Annotated in this window: 19 protein-coding genes; 15 read left to right on the forward strand and 4 right to left on the reverse strand. The window is 59.5% G+C overall.

Going from position 1 to position 19,635, the window contains the following annotated elements:
* The 15 genes from MOQ67_RS13655 to MOQ67_RS13725 all read left to right on the forward strand — a co-directional run bounded on the left by MOQ67_RS13655 (position 1) and on the right by MOQ67_RS13725 (position 15,734).
* On the forward strand, positions 1–1,233 hold the full coding sequence (locus MOQ67_RS13655) for a glycosyltransferase family 4 protein (protein WP_104903419.1): 1,233 nt from the start codon (positions 1–3) through the stop codon (positions 1,231–1,233).
* A complete protein-coding gene (locus MOQ67_RS13660) occupies positions 1,211–2,533 on the forward strand; it encodes an O-antigen ligase family protein (RefSeq protein WP_046383837.1) in 1,323 nt (440 codons plus the stop codon). The genes MOQ67_RS13655 and MOQ67_RS13660 overlap by 23 nt, the downstream gene beginning before the upstream one ends.
* Positions 2,534–2,561: 28 nt before the next feature.
* A complete protein-coding gene (locus MOQ67_RS13665) occupies positions 2,562–3,707 on the forward strand; it encodes a glycosyltransferase (protein ID WP_102617947.1) in 1,146 nt (381 codons plus the stop codon).
* Positions 3,704–4,291, forward strand: a complete 588-nt coding sequence (locus MOQ67_RS13670; protein WP_046383836.1) for an acetyltransferase — start codon at positions 3,704–3,706, stop codon at positions 4,289–4,291. The genes MOQ67_RS13665 and MOQ67_RS13670 overlap by 4 nt, the downstream gene beginning before the upstream one ends.
* Before the next feature lie 42 nt (positions 4,292–4,333).
* Positions 4,334–5,269, forward strand: a complete 936-nt coding sequence (locus tag MOQ67_RS13675) for a glycosyltransferase family 2 protein (RefSeq protein ID WP_046488486.1) — start codon at positions 4,334–4,336, stop codon at positions 5,267–5,269.
* A 69-nt stretch (positions 5,270–5,338) separates the two neighbouring features.
* A complete protein-coding gene (gmd, locus tag MOQ67_RS13680; RefSeq protein ID WP_046383834.1) occupies positions 5,339–6,460 on the forward strand; it encodes a GDP-mannose 4,6-dehydratase in 1,122 nt (373 codons plus the stop codon).
* Between the two features lie 2 nt (positions 6,461–6,462).
* Positions 6,463–7,440: a GDP-L-fucose synthase gene (gene fcl, locus MOQ67_RS13685; RefSeq protein WP_198718113.1), complete on the forward strand. Its 978-nt coding sequence runs from the start codon at positions 6,463–6,465 to the stop codon at positions 7,438–7,440.
* A complete protein-coding gene (locus MOQ67_RS13690; protein WP_198718114.1) occupies positions 7,440–8,648 on the forward strand; it encodes a glycosyltransferase WbuB in 1,209 nt (402 codons plus the stop codon). Before fcl ends, MOQ67_RS13690 begins: the two co-directional genes overlap by 1 nt.
* A 5-nt stretch (positions 8,649–8,653) precedes the next feature.
* Positions 8,654–9,112 (forward strand): GDP-mannose mannosyl hydrolase, encoded by a 459-nt coding sequence (locus MOQ67_RS13695; RefSeq protein WP_046488483.1) that lies wholly within the window; start codon positions 8,654–8,656, stop codon positions 9,110–9,112.
* Between the two features lie 22 nt (positions 9,113–9,134).
* The gene (locus tag MOQ67_RS13700; RefSeq protein ID WP_046383830.1) at positions 9,135–10,544 is read left to right on the forward strand and encodes a mannose-1-phosphate guanylyltransferase/mannose-6-phosphate isomerase; all 1,410 of its coding nucleotides are present in this window, start codon (positions 9,135–9,137) and stop codon (positions 10,542–10,544) included.
* 240 nt (positions 10,545–10,784) lie between these two features.
* Entirely contained in the window at positions 10,785–11,024 is a 240-nt protein-coding gene (locus MOQ67_RS13705) for a hypothetical protein (protein ID WP_046383829.1), read from the forward strand.
* Between the two features lie 88 nt (positions 11,025–11,112).
* Positions 11,113–12,225 carry a polysaccharide biosynthesis/export family protein gene (locus MOQ67_RS13710; RefSeq protein WP_079443579.1) on the forward strand — a complete coding sequence of 371 codons (1,113 nt, stop codon included), beginning with the start codon at positions 11,113–11,115 and terminating at the stop codon, positions 12,223–12,225.
* Positions 12,226–12,238: 13 nt separating this feature from the next.
* On the forward strand, positions 12,239–12,898 hold the full coding sequence (locus MOQ67_RS13715; protein ID WP_198718115.1) for a YjbF family lipoprotein: 660 nt from the start codon (positions 12,239–12,241) through the stop codon (positions 12,896–12,898).
* Complete coding sequence (locus tag MOQ67_RS13720; RefSeq protein ID WP_046383826.1) at positions 12,895–13,662, forward strand: capsule biosynthesis GfcC family protein; 768 nt, start codon at positions 12,895–12,897, stop codon at positions 13,660–13,662. Before MOQ67_RS13715 ends, MOQ67_RS13720 begins: the two co-directional genes overlap by 4 nt.
* A complete protein-coding gene (locus MOQ67_RS13725) occupies positions 13,659–15,734 on the forward strand; it encodes a YjbH domain-containing protein (RefSeq protein ID WP_126586009.1) in 2,076 nt (691 codons plus the stop codon). The genes MOQ67_RS13720 and MOQ67_RS13725 overlap by 4 nt, the downstream gene beginning before the upstream one ends.
* A gap of 38 nt (positions 15,735–15,772) precedes the next feature.
* Here the strand turns inward: MOQ67_RS13725 and MOQ67_RS13730 are convergent, their stop codons facing one another.
* The 4 genes from MOQ67_RS13730 to MOQ67_RS13745 all read right to left on the reverse strand — a co-directional run bounded on the left by MOQ67_RS13730 (position 15,773) and on the right by MOQ67_RS13745 (position 19,597).
* Positions 15,773–17,164 (reverse strand): undecaprenyl-phosphate glucose phosphotransferase, encoded by a 1,392-nt coding sequence (locus MOQ67_RS13730; RefSeq protein WP_198718119.1) that lies wholly within the window; start codon positions 17,162–17,164, stop codon positions 15,773–15,775.
* A gap of 254 nt (positions 17,165–17,418) precedes the next feature.
* The gene (locus MOQ67_RS13735) at positions 17,419–18,090 is read right to left on the reverse strand and encodes a winged helix-turn-helix domain-containing protein (RefSeq protein ID WP_198718121.1); all 672 of its coding nucleotides are present in this window, start codon (positions 18,088–18,090) and stop codon (positions 17,419–17,421) included.
* 30 nt (positions 18,091–18,120) lie between these two features.
* A complete protein-coding gene (locus MOQ67_RS13740) occupies positions 18,121–18,876 on the reverse strand; it encodes a hypothetical protein (protein WP_198718123.1) in 756 nt (251 codons plus the stop codon).
* Complete coding sequence (locus MOQ67_RS13745) at positions 18,869–19,597, reverse strand: winged helix-turn-helix domain-containing protein (RefSeq protein WP_046488460.1); 729 nt, start codon at positions 19,595–19,597, stop codon at positions 18,869–18,871. Before MOQ67_RS13745 ends, MOQ67_RS13740 begins: the two co-directional genes overlap by 8 nt.
* Between the last annotated feature and the right edge of the window lie 38 nt (positions 19,598–19,635).

Consider the following 19,635-nt stretch of genomic DNA (forward strand, 5'->3'; position numbering starts at 1 on the left):
ATGATCCTGGTCGCTCATCCGGTGGGTAATCAAAACGTTCGCGCGCTGTTGGGGGCGTTGAATCAACGGCGCCTGCTGCATTCGTTCCATAGCTCGCTGGCGTTGCATAAAGACTCTTGGCTTTGCCGTCTTCCGGTCGTTGGCAAAGAGTGCCTGCGGCGCACGTTCGACATGGTCGACGGTGCGTTGCTGCACAGCTACCCGCGCTACGATGTGCCTCGCGTGCTCTGTGACAAGTTGAAGTGGTACAGCCTTACGCAGCGCAACATCGGGATGTTCTGCCCGGAAAATGTGTACGAACACATTGATCGGGCCAGCGCGCAGTTCTTGTACAACACCGTGCGCAAACCCAGCCAGGTGTACGGTTATGACGGCAAGTGCAAGGCCCTGTTCACCGCCGCCAAGGCGGTTGGCGGGATCACGCTCAATTATGAGGCGGCCTTCGGCTCCATTTCCTACGCGTGCGGGATGCTGGACCATGAGCGTGAAGCGAACCCCGCGTGGCGGGCGAGCATTCCCAACCTCAGCGAAACCACCATTCGCAAGCAGACCGCCGAACTGGCGTTGGCGGATCGGATCATCGTGGCCAGCACGTTTGCCAAACGCACCCTGGGTGAATCCGGCATCGCCCACCAAAAAGTTGCGGTGACCCCCTATGGCGCACCCGCACCGATGGTCCACAAAGAGGTGAATGTCCGGGCCGGGGGGCCGCTCAAAGTGATTTTTGTCGGTGCGCTGACCCAGCAGAAGGGCATCTCGTATTTTTTCGAGGCGCTGAAGATCGCCTCGGGCAGCGTTGCCCTGGATGTCACCGTCATCGGTGCCGACTATGCCAATGGGCGTAACCAGGCGCTCAATAGCGAGCTGAAGAAGTATCGCTGGCTCAGCTCGGCGCCCCACGATCAGGTCATCCGCCAATTGCTGGCGGCCGACGTGCTGGTCTTGCCTTCACTCGCCGAAGCGTTCGGCCTGGTGGTGGGCGAGGCACTGTCCACGGGGACGGCGGTCATCGTTTCGCAGAATTGTGGCGCGGCGGATTTGATCATCGACGGTTTCAACGGGTATGTGGTGCCGATCCGTTCCGCCGAGGCCATTGCTGCCCGTCTGGTCGAGCTGGCCGATGACAGTGAAAAACTCAGTGCGCTGAAGCACAACGCGGTGTTCTCGGCAGGTAGGACGACCTGGGACACCTACGCCAAGGAGGTGCTGGATGCAATCCTTGGCCAACCCTGAGCTGTCCAGCCTGAAGGAGCGTTACAGAAAGCGCGTGGTCAGTGCGTTTGTCCTGATCTATCTGTTCATTTTGTTTGAAGGGGTTTTGCGCAAGTGGCTGCTGCCGGGCCTGAGCTCGGCCATCTATTTCATCAAGGATCCGATCGTTCTCTATATCTATTGGTACGCGTTCAGGTTTGGCTTTTTTTCCAAGAACCTGCTGTCGGCGTACTTCGTCATGTTGTTGGTGGTGTTCTTTGTTCTGGTCTCCGCATTTTTGTTGAGCAGCCCTGAAGGGCTGGTCATCTACGGCTATGGCGTCAGGAACTACTTGCTGTATTTCCCCCTGATATTCGTTGCCGGAAAAACCCTGCAGTTGGCCGATGTCTACCGTTTTGCCCGGATCACGCTGTTTGCGGCGATTCCCATCAGCGTGCTGGTGGTCATGCAGTATTCGTCTGGGCCGCAAGCCTTCGTCAATAAAGGCATTGGGGACGATGACTTCATTTTCATGATCGCCGACGGGGTTGTCCGGCCGTATGGGACGTTCACGTTCACCGCCGGGCACGTTGTTTACGTGTCCGCCTGCTTTGCTTTCCTGGTGGCGGCGATTTTCGACCGGGCCTTGTTCCGCGCAGTGTTTGCCGGGCGATACCTGTTGTTCCCGGTGTCGGCCATCTCGGTGGCGGTGATGTGTTTCTTGACCGGATCGCGGGCCATCTATGCGTATGCCGCCATCGTGCTGTTGGCGGCCTTGATGGTCGCCTTGATCAAGAAATCGCAAAGAAACCTGTTGTCGCTGTTTTTCCTGGTGGCGGCACTGTTTGTCAGCCTGCTGATTTTCATGTCGTCCGACAGTTACCAGATTCTCGTCGAGCGCAACCGGAGTGCCGTCGCCAGTGAAGGTTCGCCGGTGACCCGGGCGTTCTCCAGTCTGTATGCGTTCACTCGCGTGATCGACGATGCACCGCTGTGGGGACACGGCATCGGCTCGGGTACGAATGCCGCCTCAGCGATATTGCGCGCAGGGCGCGAGCAAGGCGCGGGGTTTTTGCTGGCCGAAGATGAATGGTCGCGGATCATCCTGGAACTGGGCCTTCCCATCGGGGCGCTCTTTATCCTGTTCAGGATCTTCTTGCTGATCTGGTTACTGCTCAAAGCCTATAAAGCGCTGATCAGGCAGGGCACCGGCGTTCCATTGCTGCTGTGCGGTTTCCTGGCGCCGATTTTATTCAATGGGGTCATGACCATGCAGGGCACGTTCCTGGCCTTTGGCGTGTTCTACGCCTGCCTGATTCTTGCCGCTTGCAAGAAGACTTGAATCAATTCAACGGATGAGCGGACAGCACTTGAAGTTATTAAGAATCATCTCTTCGGTTAAACCGGAAAAGGGCGGCCCCATCAACGCTGCCCGTGAAATCGACAAGATTCTCCAGCAGAACGGGCATCTCGTGGATGTCTTGACGCTGGATGCGGACTTCGCCGTCGACTACCCGGGAACCGTTCACTTCATGGGGCCGAGCCTGTTTGGGTATGGCGTAAACGCCAGGATCCGCCAATGGCTGGAACAACACGCCAGTGACTACGATTTTTTTATCGTCAACGGTTTGTGGCAGTACCACGGGTTTATTGCGCGCCAGGTCCTGCACAAGTTGGGGCGGCCTTACATCGTTTATACCCATGGCATGCTCGACCCCTGGTTCAAGCACGCATATCCGCTCAAGCATTTGAAGAAATGGCTGTACTGGCCATGGGGTGAATACCGCGTATTGAGGGATGCCCAGCGCGTGGTGTTTACCAGTGAAGAAGAGAAAATCCGTGCGCGCGAGTCATTTTGGCTGTACCGCGCCAAAGAGACGGTCACCGCCTACGGCACCGCCAGCCCACCTGCGGGCGGTGCAGCGCTGGCGCAGCGCTTTGTTGATGAGCATCCGGTGTTGAAGGGCAAACGGGTGCTGTTGTTCCTGAGCCGCATCCACGAAAAAAAGGGCTGCGACCACCTGCTGCAAGCCTTTGCCCAAGTGGCTGGCGAAGACGAACGCTTGCACCTGGTCATGGCCGGGCCCGATCAAGGCGGCTGGGTGCAGGCGCTGCAGGCGCAGGCCGTGGAACTGGGAATCGCCGACCGCGTGACGTGGCCGGGCATGTTGCAGGGCGCCGCGAAATGGGGCGCCTTTTACGCCGCCGAGGTGTTTTGCCTGCCGTCCCATCAGGAGAATTTCGGCGTGGTCGTGGCGGAGGCGCTGGCCTGCGGCAAACCGGTGCTGATCAGCAACAAGGTCAACATCTGGCGCGAAATCGAAGCCGACGCGGTTGGCTTTGTGAGCGACGACACGGTGCTGGGCGCCGTGCATAACCTGCGCCGTTGGTTGCGGCTCGACCCGCAGCAGTATGCGGACATGTCCGGGCGCGCCCGCCGCTGTTTTACCGAGCGCTTTCATATCCAACGCGGCGCGCAGCGTTTGCTGGAGATCGTGCGGGAGTGCCTTGCATGATTCTCCAAGGCAATGATCCGTATCGCGCCGCTTCATTTTCATTGTCCCATCGGTTGCGGCGGCAGCTGTGGAACACGGTCTATGTGCTGCTATTCCGTACCAGCCCGCGTCCCTTTCATGGGTGGAGGGCGTTTCTGTTGAGGCTGTTCGGCGCGCGCCTGGGCAAGGGTGTGCATGTTTATCCGCGGGCCAAAGTGTGGGCGCCGTGGAATCTCGAGCTGGGTGACCATGTCGGCATTGCCGATGACACCAATATTTACAACATGGCGCTGATTTCTATCGGGCGTTACAGCGTGATTTCCCAGGGCGCGCATTTGTGCGGCGGGTCGCATGACTACAACAGTCGCAACTTTCAACTCTACGCCAAACCGATCGTGCTCGGAGAGCACGTATGGGTGTGTGCCGATGCCTTTATCACGCTGGGCGTGTGTATTGCCGATGGCGTCGTAGTGGGCGCCCGCGCGCTCGTCATCAAAAACATCGCGCAAGCGTGGACCGTGCATGCCGGGCATCCGACCCGGCTTATCGGCCAGCGTACCCAGCATCTGCAAGAGCCTGCACCACGACAAGGGAGTCAAGCCTGATGACCGCACCGCATAACCTGCCTCACCTGCACGGTGGCTGACATGAAACGCGAAACCGTCAGTGTGATCATCCTCACCTACAACGAAAGCCTGCATATCGCCCGCGCGATCGAGTCGGTGCGCGCCTTCAGCGACGAAGTGCTGGTGGTCGACTCGTTCTCCAGCGACGACACCTGCGAGATCGCCCGGCGCCACGGCGCCCTGGTGGTGCAGCACGCGTTCGTCAACCAGGCCAAGCAGTTCCAGTGGGCGCTGGATAATTTGCCGATCACCGGTAACTGGACGATGCGCCTGGATGCCGATGAAATCATTGAGGCCGACCTGGCGGCGCAGATCAACACGCGGCTGCCGACGCTGGACCAGGGCATCACCGGCATCAACTTCAAGCGCAAGCATATTTTCATGGGCCGCTGGGTGCGCCATGGCGGCCGTTACCCGTTGAAGATGCTGCGGCTGTGGCGCACGGGGCAGGGGCGCATCGAAGATCGCTGGATGGACGAGCACATCTCGGTGGCCGAGGGTCGCACCATCACCCTGGAGGGCGGGTTTGCCGATCACAACCTGCACGACTTGACGTTCTTCACCCACAAGCACAACCAGTACGCGACCCGTGAAGCGATTGAGATCATCAACTCGCGCCTGGGGTTGTTTGCGGTGCGCCATGAATTGAATGAGGGCCACAGTTCGTTCCAGGCCAAGCTCAAGCGCCTGGTTAAAAACCGGGTGTATAACCGCGTGCCGTTTACCTTGAGTTCGACGGCGTACTTCCTCTGGCGCTACATCGTTCAACTGGGTTTTCTCGATGGCCGCAGCGGCCTGGTTTATCACTTGCTGCAAGGTTACTGGTACCGCTTTCTGGTGGGCGCCAAGGTGCTTGAACTGGAAACCGCGATCGCTCACTTAGACGATAAGGACTCAATCGTCCGCGAACTTTCAAAGTTGACCGGACATAACTTGACGCTGCCCATACCGAAATAACTGACCGTTTTTAACAAACACCCAAGTTCGGGTGTCGGCCTTCGCTCGCCTATTATTTGGGAGATAGACATGAAAAAAGTCGCGCTTATTACCGGGATTACCGGGCAGGATGGTTCTTACCTGGCGGAACTGTTGCTGGAAAAAGGCTACGTCGTGCATGGTTTGAAACGCCGCTCTTCGTCGTTCAATACCCAGCGCATCGATCACATTTACCAAGACCCCCAAGCCCTGCATAAAAACCTGATCCTGCACTATGGCGACCTGGCGGACTCGTCCAACCTGACGCGCATCATCCAGCAGATCCAGCCGGACGAGATCTATAACCTCGGCGCCCAATCCCATGTGGCCGTCAGCTTCGATTCGCCGGAATACACCGCCGACGTAGACGCCCTCGGCACCTTGCGCATCCTCGAGGCCATCCGTCTGCTCGGCCTGGAAAAGAAGACCCGCTTCTACCAGGCCTCCACGTCCGAGTTGTACGGGCTGGTGCAGGAAACCCCGCAAAAGGAAACCACGCCGTTCTATCCGCGCTCGCCCTATGCCGTGGCCAAGCTGTATGCCTACTGGATCACCGTGAATTTCCGCGAAGCCTACGGGCTGTATGCCTGCAACGGCATCCTGTTCAACCACGAGTCGCCCCGTCGTGGCGAAACCTTCGTCACCCGCAAGATCACCCGCGCCTTGACCAACATCGCCCTGGGCCTGGAGCAATGCCTGTACATGGGCAATATGGACGCCTTGCGCGACTGGGGCCATGCCAAGGACTACGTTCGCATGCAGTGGATGATGCTGCAGCAGGACAGTCCCGAAGACTTCGTGATTGCCACCGGGGTGCAGTATTCGGTGCGCGATTTCATTCGCTGGTCGGCGGCGGAACTGGGGCTGCGCTTGCGCTTTGTCGGCGAGGGCGTGGAGGAAGTCGGGGTGGTCGAGCACATCGACGGCGACCTGGCGCCCGGCATGCTGGTGGGTGACGTGATTGTGCGGGTGGACCCGCGTTACTTCCGCCCGGCGGAAGTCGAGACGCTGCTGGGCGACCCGTCCAAGGCCAAGCAGAAGCTGGGCTGGGTGCCGGAAATCAGCGCCCAGCAGATGTGTGCGGAGATGGTCCGCGAAGACCTGCAAATCGCGCGGCGCCATGCGTTGCTGCGCCTGCACGGCCACGATGCGCCGATTGCCGTGGAGAACTGAGCATGGCACGTGATCTGAACGCACGGATCTTTGTCGCCGGCCATCGCGGTATGGTCGGCTCGGCCATCGTGCGCCGCCTCTGGGCCTTGGGTTATACCCAGATCCTCACCGCCGGCCGCGATCGACTGGACCTGTTGGACCCCGCGGCCGTGGACGCGTATTTCGCCGAACAACGGGTCGACCAGGTGTACCTGGCGGCCGCCAAGGTCGGTGGGATTCACGCCAACGCCACGTACCCCGCCGATTTCATCTACCAGAACCTGATGATCCAGGCCAATGTGATCCACGCCGCCCACACTCATGGGGTGTTCAAGTTGTTGTTCCTCGGATCGTCGTGCATCTACCCGGTGCTCGCCGCCCAGCCGATGACCGAGCAAGCGCTGCTTGCCGGCTCGCTGGAACCGACCAACGAGCCCTACGCCGTGGCCAAGATCGCCGGCATCAAGTTGTGCGAAAGCTACAACCGCCAGCACGGGCGCGATTACCGCAGTGTGATGCCGACCAACCTGTACGGCCCGGGCGACAACTACCACCCGGACAACAGCCATGTGATCGCCGGCTTGCTGCGCCGTTTCCACGAGGCGGTACAGCGCGGTGACGAAGAAGTGCTGATCTGGGGCAGCGGCGCGCCACGGCGCGAGTTCCTGCATGTGGATGACATGGCGGCCGCCAGCGTGCATGTGATGGAACTCAGCCAGAAGGGCTATGGCGAACACACCGAGCCCATGCGTTCCCACGTCAACGTCGGCACTGGTGTGGATTGCACCATCCGCGAACTGGCCGAGGCGCTGGCCCGGGTCACGGGCTTCAAGGGCCGTTTGCGGTTCGATACCAGCAAACCCGACGGTGCGCCGCGCAAGTTGCTCGATGTCAGCCGTATCAACGCCCTCGGCTGGGAAGCCTACGTGCCGTTGGAGGAGGGGCTGCGCGATGCCTACAACGCGTATCTCGCGGCCCTCGAACAGCCTCGGGGCCATTAATGAAGATCCTTTTGTATGGCATCAACTACAGCCCCGAGCTGACCGGCATCGGCAAGTACAGCGGTGAACAGGCGCGCTGGCTCGCCAGCAAGGGCCACGCGGTGCGGGTAGTCACGGCGCCGCCGTATTACCCGCAATGGCAGGTCGGCGAGGGCTACTCGGCGTGGCGTTTTCGCACCGAACAGGTCGACGGCGTGACGGTGGTGCGCTGCCCGTTGTACGTGCCGCGCAAGCCCACGGCGCTGAAGCGCTTGCTGCACCTGATCAGCTTTTCCGCCAGCTCGTGCCTGGCGGTATTGGCGCAACTGCGCTGGAAGCCGGACCTGGTCATCCTGGTGGTGCCGACCTTGTTCTGCGCGCCCCAGGCCTTGTTGTTGGCCAGGCTGTGTGGCGCCAAGTCCGTGCTGCATATCCAGGATTATGAAGTCGATGCGATGTTCGGCCTGGGCCTGGGCGGCAGCCCGTTACTGCGGCGACTCGCGTGGGGCGTGGAGCGCGGCTTGCTGCGGCGCTTTGACCGGGTCTCGACGATATCCAGCGGCATGCTGGAGAAGGCGGCCGGCAAAGGCGTCGAGGCGCAGCGCCTGCTGTTCTTTCCCAACTGGTCGGAGACCAAGCGTTTCCTCGATGTACCGCGCAACAGCGGGCTGCTGGAACGGCTCGGCGTGCCGGCGGGAAAGCGGGTGCTGTTGTACTCGGGCAACATCGGCGAGAAGCAGGGGCTCGAACTGATCCTCGATGCCGCCCAGGCTCACGTCCATCGCCCGGAGCTGGTGTTTCTGATCGTCGGCCAGGGCGCCGGCCAGGCCCGCCTGCTGCAGCGCGCGCACAGCGAGGGCCTGCACAACGTGGTCTTCGCCCCGTTGCAGGCCTATGAAGACTTGCCTGCGCTGCTGGCCTCGGCGGACGTCCACCTGGTGATCCAGAAACGCGGCGCGGCGGATTCGGTATTGCCCTCCAAGTTGACCAATATTCTGGCCGTCGGCGGCAATGCAATCATCACCGCCGACCCCGACACCACCCTTGGCCGGCTGTGCGACGAGCATCCGGGCATTGCCGTGCGGGTCGAACCCGAATCGGTCAGCGCCCTGAATGCAGGGATCGAGCGGGTGCTGGCATTGCCTGTGCGCAACGTAGTGGCGTTGAACTACGCCGCGGATTTTCTTGATAAAGAGCGTGTCCTCCAACGCTTTATGGCACAGGTCTGACGCTTATGTGGCTTGATTTACCGACCTTCAATACGGTCGTGATGTCGACGCCGTTGGTGGCCATCGACTTGATCGTGAGGAAACCCAACGGCGATACGTTGCTGGGCTTGCGGATCAACCGGCCGGCCTATGGCTTCTGGTTCGTCCCCGGCGGGCGCATCCAGAAAAACGAAACCCTGGACGACGCCTTCCGCCGCCTGACCCACGAAGAACTCGGCCACACCTTCGAACGCGCCGATGCGCAGCTGCTGGGCGTGTTCGAGCACTTCTACGACGACAGCGTCTTCGCCAACGCCGGGAACGGCCCGGACACCCACTACGTGGTGCTGGGTTATTGCCTGACCCTTGCCGAGAATCAGGTCCTGGAACCGCCCACCGAGCAGCATCGGCACTACCGCTGGTGGCCGCTGGATGAGCTGCGCTACAGCCCACGTGTACACGAGAACACCCGTGCCTATTTCTGACCCTCTATCGAAGGACGCGTTCATGTTATTACCGGTGATCTTGGCGGGCGGTTCGGGTTCGCGCCTGTGGCCGCTCTCGCGGCAACTGAACCCCAAACAGTTCTTGCGCCTGACCCATAAAAGCCTGTCGATGTTGCAGCAGACCATCGGCCGGCTGGAGGGCGCGGATGTCGCCTTGCCGCAAGTGATCTGCAATGAGCAGCACCGTTTTCTGGTGGCCGAACAATTGCGTCAATTGGGCATGGAGCAGGCGAGCATCCTGCTCGAACCCATGGGGCGCAATACCGCGCCAGCGATTGCGCTGGCGGCCTGCAAGGCGCTCGACGAGTCCCGCGACCCGATTCTGCTGGTGCTGGCGGCGGATCATCTGATTGAAGATGTTCCCGCGTTTCATGCCAGCCTCGCGGTGGCGCTGCCGCTGGCCGAGGCCGGCAAGCTGGTGACGTTCGGCATCACGCCGACCAGCGCGCACACCGGGTACGGCTATATCGAGCAGGGCGAGGCGGTGGGCGAGGGCGGGTATGCGGTGAAGCGTTTCGTCGAGAAGCCGGATGCCGCCACCGCTGCCGACTACGTGGCGCGGGGCGATCATTACTGGAACAGCGGCATGTTCATGTTCCGTGCCAGCCGTTACCTGGACGCCTTGGCACGCTTGCAGCCGGCGATTCTCACGGCCTGCCGCGCGGCGTTGGCCGCGGGTAGCCAGGATCAGTTGTTCACCCGGGTCGATGAGGCGCTATTCGCCGCCTGCCCGGACGACTCCATCGATTATGCGGTGATGGAAAAAACCAGCGACGCGATCATGGTGCCGTTGCAGGCCGGTTGGAGTGATATCGGTTCCTGGTCGGCGTTATGGGAAGCCAGCGAGAAAACCGACGGCGGCAACGTGCTGCAGGGCGATGTGCTGCAACTGGATACCCGCGATACCTACGTGAACGCCGACAGCCGCCTGGTCGCCACGGTGGGCGTGCAGGACCTGATCATCGTCGAAACCAAGGACGCGGTGTTGGTGGCGCACAAGGACCAGGTGCAGCAGGTCAAGGGCATTGTCGACCAACTCAAGCGCGACGGGCGTCATGAGCACCTCAACCATCGTGAGGTCTACCGGCCCTGGGGCATGTATGACGCCATCGACAGCGGCCACCGCTACCAGGTCAAACGCATCACCGTGAAGCCCGGCGCCAAGCTGTCGGTGCAGATGCATCATCACCGTGCGGAGCACTGGATCGTGGTCAGCGGTACGGCCAAGGTCACCAATGGCGAACAGACGTACCTGGTCTCGGAGAACCAATCGACCTACATCCCCATTGGCCAGGTGCATGCCTTGGAGAACCCTGGCGTGATTGCGCTGGAATTGATCGAAGTGCAGTCGGGTTCTTATCTGGGCGAGGACGATATTGTGCGTTTCGAAGACAAGTACGGCCGGGCCTGAGGTTTTCCGACAATTAATAACATTTGCTCCGATGTTAAACCGCCAGCCTTGTTAGTTTCGCGGCCTCAACGTGTTGATACACGGGGGCTGGCTTCGAGAAATGTTATTTTCGAACGAATACGTTCAACTTTCCGGGTAATGTCCGGGCTGGTGCGTTGTTTACTTGAGTGGCACTATCAAGGTGTATTTCAGCGGCACACGCTCGTTTGCTAAATGCTCACTATCGATAAGGAGTCTGATATGAGAAAACAACTGGCTATTATTGTGCTCAGTCTCTTGAGTACTTCTGCCATGGCTGCCGAGTTGCCGCTTGGCCTGAGTACCGCGGTGGTCGGCTCTGTGACGGTGGGGGAAACCCTGCTGGTCGGCGCGGCCCTGGTCGCGGGCGTCGCCGCTGCGTCCAGCAGCGGTGGCAGCGCCAATGGAGGCACCACCACAGGCACCACTGGCACCACGGGTACCACCGGTACCGGCAACTAACAGAACGCCTTCCGCTTTATAAGACTGCTTGGAAACCCCTCCCAAGTAGTCTTTTTTTCTTGTCGTTTATCGCGAGTGTCTTAGCACTATGATGCGTATTTTTTCTGTGGCGGTCGTGGCCTCCGCATTGTTACAAGGCTGCATGTTTGCGCCCGGTCAATATATGGACACCGAGGCAATGACCAAGGAGGGCGGTGCTGAAAGCAGTCGCGTGGAGTTGATCCCGATTACTCCAAAGTTGCTGGCCATGGACGCGGCGACTCAAGTCTCTTATGCGCTTCCCAAAGAACTGCTCGATTATAAACCCGGGCCCTATTTGATCGGCCCAAATGATGCGTTGTACATCACGGTCTGGGACCATCCGGAATTGACTGCGCCTTCCGGTCCGCAGCAGCAAATCGATGCCAACGGGCGCCTGGTCAACCCCGACGGCAACCTGTTCTACCCCTACGTGGGCGAAGTGGTTGCCAAGGGCCGCACCCTCGCGGCGCTGCGCAGTGAAATCACCGATAAGCTCCGTCAGTACATCGACAGCCCCCAGGTGGATATCAGTGTGCTGCGTTTTGCCAGCCAGCGAGTGGTGATCACCGGGGCAGTGCTCAAGGCTGGGCCTGTACCGATCACCACCACCCCGATGAGCGTCATGGAGGCCATCGGTGCTTCCGGCGTCGATCCGATCAATGCCGACCTCTCGAACCTCACGCTGACCCGCGGCGGCAAGCGCTACACACTCGACCTGGACACGTTCAATCTCAACCCGTCGCGCTTGAACGATATCTACCTCAAGGACGGTGACCAGTTGTACCTGCCCTACAACGACCGCAAGCGCATCTATGTGATGGGCGAGGTCATGCAGCCCCGCGCATTGAGTTTCAAGACACGCAGCATGAACCTCACGGATGTGTTGGGCTCGGTGGGCGGCATCAACCAGAACACCTCGAACGCCGATGCGATCTACGTGATCCGCGGCGCACAGAACCTGGACACGCAACCGGCCAAGGTCTTCCATCTGCAAGCCGGCTCCCCGGCAGCTATGGCCCTGGCCACGCGCTTCGATGTGCAGCCCCAGGACGTGGTGTTCGTCGGCCCCGCCAATATCACCCGCTGGAACCGGGTCATCAGTCAGTTGATACCTTCCGCCTCGATCATCGGTACCGGTGCTTCCACCCAAAACAACCTGAGCGAAGCCAACAGCCGATAAGGGTGGAACCTGCGTGAACAGTGTGAAAACCGGTATTTACGTGTGCCTTGCGTGGCTGTTGTGCGGCTGCAATCCACTGATGCAGGCCTCGCTCGATACCTTCAAGGCGGCCGTCGTCGGGCCTGCGCCATTGGTGCTGAGCCAGGCCCAGGTGGACGCCGTGCCGTTTCCCCAGATCAAAGTGACCACGGTGTCCAGCGAAGGCGTGATGGCGTTGATTCGTCAGCGCGACGACCTGCAGTTCTGGGTCGCCTCCGGCAAACAGGTGCTATTGATGCGCGATGGCCTGGTGGTGCGTACCGTTGGCCTCGGCACTGATCTGGATGGCACGCGCTGGCAAGGGCAGTCGCCGTTCCAGCAGGGGCTGCACCGCGTGCCGGACGGCTACCGCAGCCGCCGGCAGATCGACCTGGTGGATGGCTATCGCGTCGGCATCACCGTCACCAGCCGCCTGACCCGCGAGGGCATGGAGACGCTCGAGATCCTCGACAAGCCTTACACCTTGTTGCGCGTCGATGAGGACATCGAAGCCGAGGCGCTGGGGTTTCGTGCGCGCAACCGTTATTGGGTCGACCCCACTGACGGCTTCATTGTGCAAAGCGAACAGCACCTCAGCCCGCGCCTCACGTTGAAAATCACCCAACTGCAACCCGCCCGCAAGGAGGCCCGATGACCGCCCGCAAACGATGGGCGCTGGCGCTGTTGTGGAGTTGTGCCAGTGCATGCCACGCCGCCCTGACGGTGAGCGGCCAAGTCCTGCACCCCGGGCCGATCGCCCTGCCGCCCGAGGCGCGCTTGCTCGACGCGATCATCGCGTCACAACCGGATGCCCAGGGCTATTGGCTGGCGGCGGCCTGGCTGCACCAGCCATTGATCGAGCCCCAGGCCCGGCTCAAAGCCGGTGTGCTGTTTGACCTGGATACGTTGCGCCAGGCTGCCTTGGCCGCCGGGTACGACAGCCGGGCCGACTTGGCGGCGCGCGTTTATCGACAGGTGCAGGCCTTGCCGGTGACCGGCCGGCAACGCGCGATGCTGGACCCGGTGGCGGTGGAGGTCGGCTTTGCGCCCAACCTGCGGGTCAGCGACGGCGATCGACTGATCTACCCGCCCAGGCCGGCAGGTGTGCGCGTCCTGGGCGCGGTCGCGCAGCCTTGCACCCTGGTGTTCCAACCGATGCGGGCGGCACGCGATTATCTCGACGAATGCCCGGCGGTGGCGGGGGCCGACGTCGACTACCTGTGGCTGATCCAGCCCGACGGCCTGGTCACGCGCCTGGGCATTGCCCCCTGGAACCGCGAGACGGCGGCCGCGCCGGCACCGGGCAGCACGCTGCTGGTGCCGCTGCGCAGCGACGACCTGGAACCGCCCACCCCTGAGCTGAACCAACAACTGGCCGAGTTTCTTGCCACCCAACCCCTGGCTGAGGTCACGCCTTGAAATTATGTATTGCAGCCGTGCTGCTGGTGCCCTGTGGCGTCGCGCACGGCGATCCGCGTTACACCCAGAGTGATTTTGGCGGGGTCGGGCTGTTGCAAACCCCGACCGCACGCATGGCCCCGGCCGGCGAACTCAGCGTCAATGCCAACCGCACCGAACCTTACAGTCGCTACAGTTTTTCCGCGCAACCGCTGGACTGGCTCGAAGGCACCTTTCGCTACACCGCCATCACCAACCGCCCCTATGGCCCCGAATCGTTCAGTGGCAGCCAGAGCTACAAGGACAAGGCCGTCGACGCCAAAGTGCGTCTCTACGAGGAAAGCCACTGGTTGCCCCAGGTCGCGCTGGGGATGCTCGACCTGGGCGGCACCGGGCTGTTTTCCAGCGAGTACCTGGTGGCCAACAAGCGTTATGGCGAATTCGATTTCAGTGCGGGCATCGCCTGGGGTTACCTGGGCAGCCGGGGCGATTTCGGCAACCCGCTGGGCGCGCTGAGTGATCGCTTCAACGAGCGGCCCACCGCCGAAGGTTCCGGCAATTTCTCCAACGGTTACTTCCGCGGCCGGCCCGCGCTGTTTGGCGGCGTCGCCTACCAGACACCCTGGGCGCCGTTGAGCCTCAAGCTGGAATACGAGGGCAACGACTACCAGAACGAGCCTCGAAACAACCATCTGCGCCAGGACTCGCCGGTCAACCTCGGGCTGGTTTACAAGGTGGCCGACTCCGTCGACCTGAGTGCTGCCTGGGAACGCGGCAACACGGCGATGTTCGGTATCACCCTGCACACCAATTTCGTCAGCCGCAAGGCGCCGGTCAAAACCTACGACCCGCCGGCCCCCAAGCTGCCCGCCCAGGCGCCGAGCGTCGCGATGGATCAAGTGGATTGGGCCGCGGTGTCCAAGCGTTTGCAGGACAATGCCGGCTATAACGTGCAGCGGATTGCCCAGCGCGGCCCTGAGTTATTGGTGTATGGCGAGCAGCAGCGCTATTTCTACAGCGCCAAGGCCGTGGGGCGCGCCAGCCGTATCCTGGACGACAGCGTCAATGACCAGATCAGCTGGTTCACCCTGGTGAGCGAGCGGTACGCCATGCCGATCGAAGAAACCAGCGTGCCCCGCGAGACGTTCCGCGAGGTGGTCAACCAACGCGAGCCCCTGCAGACCCTGCATCGCCAGACCGAAGTCAACCCGCCCAGCGCCCAGGCGCAAACGCTGCTTTACACCCAAGCGCCCAAGCCCCTGAGCTACGGCGTCGGGCTGGGTTACAAGCAGAACGTCGGCGGGCCGGATGGCCTGCTGTATCAGATTTCCGCCGACCTCGACGCCGAATATCGCTTCACCCGCAACACCTGGTGGAGCGGCCTGCTCAGCGTCAACCTGCTGAACAACTACGATGGCTTCACCTACGACGCGCCCAGCGGCTTGCCGCGCGTGCGTACCGATCTGCGCAAGTACATGACCAGCTCTGACGTGACCGTGCCGACGTTCCAGCTCAACCACGCGGTGCGACTGGATCAGGACCTGTATGGCATGGTCTACGGCGGGTTGCTGGAATCGATGTACGCCGGTGTCGGCAGTGAGGTGCTGTACCGGCCGATGGGCCAGCGCTGGGCCTTGGGCGCCGACCTGAACTACGTGCGCCAGCGCGGGTTCGAACAGGACTTCAGCCTGCGCGACTACCGCACGGTCACGGGGCATATTACCGGCTACACCGACTTGCCGTTCAACACACAGGGTGCGCTGAGTGTCGGTCGCTACCTGGCCCGGGACTGGGGCGCCACCCTGGACTTGTCGCGCGAGTTCAACAATGGCGTGCGGATTGGCGCCTGGGTCACCCGCACCACCGCGTCAAAAGAAGCCTTTGGCGAAGGCAGCTTCGACAAAGGCCTTTACCTGTCAATTCCCTTTGATGAGCTGATGAGCCTGTCGACGATGCGCCGCGCCAATCTGGTGTGGGCGCCGCTGACCCGCGATGGCGGCGCGCGCCTCAATCGCGCGTATTCGCTGCATACGATGACCGATGGCCGCGACAGTGACCTGTTCTATCGGAACTTCGAGAAGATCACTGAATAGACAAGGAAAGGGGGACGTGAAGTCCCCCTTTGTTTGCCTCAGTAAATGTCTTTGGACAGCAGTGTGAACGGCGTTTTCAGCAGGATCTTGATGTCCAGCCACAGTGACCAGGTGTTGATGTAGCGCAGGTCGATGTCGACGCGCTTTTGCATCTTCTCCAGGGTCTCGGTCTCGCCCCGGCACCCATTGATCTGTGCCAGCCCCGTGATACCGGGCTTGATACGGTGGCGCGCCATGTACGCGTGAATCTTCCCTGAGTAGTAGTCATTGTGCGCGACCGCATGGGGCCTTGGACCGACCAGGGCCATGTGCCCTTGCAGCACGTTGAACAACTGCGGCAGTTCATCGATGGACGTGCGGCGCATGAAACGCCCCACGGGGGTGATGCGTGAATCATGGCGGCTGGCCTGGCGTACTTCGTGGTCGTCATGCACGCGCATCGAGCGGAATTTCCAGACCTTGATCACCTGACCGTTCCAGCCGTGACGGTCCTGCTTGAAGATCACCGGACCGGGGGAGGTCAGTTTGATCAGCACGGCGAACAGCAACAGCAGCGGGCTCAGCAGGATGAGCGCAAGCAAGGCCACGCTTTTGTCCAGCAGCGACTTGCTCAGTGCGGCGGTCGGACGGCTGGTCAGCGGGCTTTCATTGAGGAAAATCGCCGGCAGGCCATCGACCTCGGCCACGCAGTGATTGAGCAGCAGCATGTTGTTGAGGTCGGGGACCCAGATGACATCGACGCTGATCTCCAGCAGGTTGATGTACAGCGCCTCGATATGGGTGGCTTCCTGCAGCGAATGGGTGATGTACAGCCTGCGGATACCGTGCTGCCGGATCAACTGCGGGAGGTCCGGCAGCTCGCCGAGTATCTGTGATTGCACGCCCGGGGCTGCGGTCGCCGTGGCGCCGACGAGGCCGACCAGCGGTGAGCGTTTTTGCCGGGAAAGTGTTTTCGCCAGGTCGGCGGCAAGTTTACCGGTACCCACGATCAGCGATTTATGTCGCTCGTGAAGTTGCCCGTGGTAATAGCGGGAAAGACTGTGGATAGGGATGTAACAGAGCGCCAGCACGGCATAACTAATCGCCGCCCACAGTAGCAGGATTTCGACGGGGAACAACCCGTTAGCATTGCAGGCGATACCCACCGCAACCAGTATCAGCAGGGTAAGTAACCAGCCCATGAAGAGTCGGCCCAGTCCCACTGCGTAATCATCTTTCTTGCTGTAGACGTCACATAACATATAGGCCGGGATCGAGGCCAATATGCTAAAGGCAGCCAATACCCGGTAGGGATATTCCAGCTGGCCAGTCTTTGAAATAACCAATGCAAATAACAGTGTGACGACCAAACTTGACGCCAGCGTCCACTGTCCCCAAAAGGTCAGACCTTTGGGTGTTAGGTTACGATGCATTCTCCGGTTATTCAGCATACTACTGCTCCCAGTGGTGACCACTCATGGTGGCAGGCTTAAGCGAGGCGTGGCATTGAAACAGCCAAATAGACAGGCACGCGTAGGCGCGCACAGATTGATATTAATCAACGGCAGGGGGCAGTAGCTGACGAGTTATAACAGGCACATAGCGATAGTTAAGTGGCTGCTGGGTGAGACGGATTGTTATAAAAAGGCAGATAGTGGAGCGTGATCAACGCCAAGATTAACGACTCTGGAATTATTATATTTTTTCAGCGAAACTGCTGGGCGAGTTCCAGGGGGTTTTTTATCCTCTGGGTCAAGCAATAGCCCCGATTTCTCACTGAACGGAACAAACGCTCGCCATCGTTGACGCGCTTGAATTTTTCCTGAAGTCGGCTGAGGCACATTTCCAGGCCGCGATACAACTCGGGTTCGCGACCAATATTGCGAATAAGTTCTTCTTTACTCACCACGCGTTCTTCATGGTGTAACATTTTTTTGATAAGTGCTGACTCGATCGTGGTCAAGGAAATGCGTAAACCACCCTTGACCAACATTCGGTCATGTTGTGTAAAGGTCCAGTAGTCGGGTGCCTGTAGCGGAGGTTTTTCGGTGAGGGTCGCCAGCGCTTTTTGAGGCCTGTCGGTGCTGTGGAGTTGAACATTTAGTTCCAGTTTATTGTAGGGTTGCAATGTTTTGTAAATGACCGGCGTTGATGCGTTATTGGCGCTGTCGGGTTTTTCGATCGTTGAATTGTTAGTGTAGTGCGAATTGAAATACTGGTTGCCAAACAATGGCGTGCTGGTTGCCTGGGTTTCTGCTGTCTTGGTTCGCGGCGGGCAAGCGATATCGCCATAGAGTAACTCCACATTCGACGCAAAGTCGGGCAGCGGAATAAAGATGGGCGTAGCGGTGGACAGGTGTTTTTTGAGTGAGCTCATAGTGGTTACCATGGTCCTGTGGGTTGAGTGTTATAAATTTTCGGCCGGCGAGTAGTAACCGCCCTGAAAGTAATTGAAAGGCAAGCGTTTGGCGAGTGTTGCACTGTCAGAGAATTCAACTTTGTCTGCAATGAATGAGACTCGGCTGGCGCTTATCAGCTCTAACATGCGGTCGTAGAGCCGGTCGAAAAAATCCGAGCGTATATTCAGACTCAGTCTCAGGGGCGCATCCGGAAATGGCATTTTTATATAGTCATAGAGTTTCAGTTCGATCAACAGGTCGGCCTGCTTTGTATCCAGTGTGTAGTTATTGTAGGCAAGCTTGATACTGCTGCGGTCTTTGAGGTTATACAGTTGGCGCACCATCGCGCGGCGCTCCGTGGGGCCGGGAAGTGCATCCAAGGGGTTTTCTATAGTGATAACGAGTTGCTGCTTATAGCTTTCCAATACATGCGCGACCTGGATAAGTTCCTTGAGCGTGTCGTCGGACATAAGCGCTGATTGCTCGATGCGCAGAAATTTATGAGTCGCCGGCTGTGCAGAAGCAAGTGGTAAGTGACTGAAATCAGCAGTCATGCGTGGGTCGATGCGCGACAGGGCGTCACGGTAGGCGCATTTAAGTTGAGCGCTATACAAAGGCTGCGAATGCTCTGGGAGATTGAGCAGATTATGTGCGCTGGTTACGCGAATCTCATTGCCCCAAAGTGCGCAGCTGCGTTCAACTATCGCTTGCCTGAAGAGCTTGGGTTGGGCTATTGCGACAGGCGATATTTTCTCGTTATTCACGATGCTGTCTCTCTTGGGCTGGGTGCAAATACTGGGCGGAAATAATCCCACGGCTCAACTTGTAACCGTAGCCACGGATGTTCTGAATGATATTTTCGCCATAGCGCGCCTTGATTTTGCTGCGCAGGCGGCTAATGGATTTCTCCAGGGCTCGAGAGTCGTAGAATTTGGTGTTGAGCCCCATAACATTGGCGATTTCATCGTGACTGAGCAGTCGGTTATAGATCAGCGCCTCGAGAACTTTCATTTCGATGAAGGAAATTTCAAGTTTCTGGTCGTTGCCGTAAATGCACATCCGGTCTTGATCGAGAATAAGTTTGCAGCAGTCCAAGCGATACGTTTCATTGAGAAATGCCTCGACTAAACTCAACTTTTCTTCAGGGGAAGTTTCGGTGGCTTTTAGGCAGTAGTCCGCGCCGGCCAAATAATATTTGGTTTTACTTTGAGTAGAGGCAAACGTGATGAAGACAACTATCAGGCAGGTCGGGTTTTTGTGCCTGGTTTTTTTTATGATGTCCAGGGTTTGATTGCTGGCAGAAGGTGTGTCGATTTCTATGACGATGGCGCGATAGTCGACGTGATCTTCATGATGACCGACTAGTTGACCGTAGCTGCGTGTATCGACTTTTAAATCATTCGGTACAGTACGAACTATAAGTGCTCTGAAATCCTCAGTTTTAGACGCAGTCCGTGCAATAGCGAGGACGTTGGAAAAATGCATCACCTACTCCCTTTTCTGGCATGCAAGGCCGACAGTTC

The sequence above is a fragment of the Pseudomonas sp. LY-1 genome (genome assembly GCF_053502595.1).

Excerpts from the sequence above, each read along its gene's own strand:
- MOQ67_RS13655 (WP_104903419.1), top strand. The coding sequence starts at position 1 with ATGATCCTGGTCGCTCATCCGGTGGGTAATCAAAACGTTCGCGCGCTG.
- MOQ67_RS13660 (WP_046383837.1), top strand. The coding sequence starts at position 1,211 with ATGCAATCCTTGGCCAACCCTGAGCTGTCCAGCCTGAAGGAGCGTTAC.
- MOQ67_RS13670 (WP_046383836.1), top strand. The coding sequence starts at position 3,704 with ATGATTCTCCAAGGCAATGATCCGTATCGCGCCGCTTCATTTTCATTG.
- MOQ67_RS13675 (WP_046488486.1), top strand. The coding sequence starts at position 4,334 with ATGAAACGCGAAACCGTCAGTGTGATCATCCTCACCTACAACGAAAGC.
- gmd (WP_046383834.1), top strand. The coding sequence starts at position 5,339 with ATGAAAAAAGTCGCGCTTATTACCGGGATTACCGGGCAGGATGGTTCT.
- fcl (WP_198718113.1), top strand. The coding sequence starts at position 6,463 with ATGGCACGTGATCTGAACGCACGGATCTTTGTCGCCGGCCATCGCGGT.
- MOQ67_RS13690 (WP_198718114.1), top strand. The coding sequence starts at position 7,440 with ATGAAGATCCTTTTGTATGGCATCAACTACAGCCCCGAGCTGACCGGC.
- MOQ67_RS13695 (WP_046488483.1), top strand. The coding sequence starts at position 8,654 with ATGTGGCTTGATTTACCGACCTTCAATACGGTCGTGATGTCGACGCCG.
- MOQ67_RS13700 (WP_046383830.1), top strand. The coding sequence starts at position 9,135 with ATGTTATTACCGGTGATCTTGGCGGGCGGTTCGGGTTCGCGCCTGTGG.
- MOQ67_RS13705 (WP_046383829.1), top strand. The coding sequence starts at position 10,785 with ATGAGAAAACAACTGGCTATTATTGTGCTCAGTCTCTTGAGTACTTCT.
- MOQ67_RS13710 (WP_079443579.1), top strand. The coding sequence starts at position 11,113 with ATGATGCGTATTTTTTCTGTGGCGGTCGTGGCCTCCGCATTGTTACAA.
- MOQ67_RS13720 (WP_046383826.1), top strand. The coding sequence starts at position 12,895 with ATGACCGCCCGCAAACGATGGGCGCTGGCGCTGTTGTGGAGTTGTGCC.
- MOQ67_RS13730 (WP_198718119.1), bottom strand. The coding sequence starts at position 17,164 with ATGCTGAATAACCGGAGAATGCATCGTAACCTAACACCCAAAGGTCTG.
- MOQ67_RS13735 (WP_198718121.1), bottom strand. The coding sequence starts at position 18,090 with ATGAGCTCACTCAAAAAACACCTGTCCACCGCTACGCCCATCTTTATT.
- MOQ67_RS13745 (WP_046488460.1), bottom strand. The coding sequence starts at position 19,597 with ATGCATTTTTCCAACGTCCTCGCTATTGCACGGACTGCGTCTAAAACT.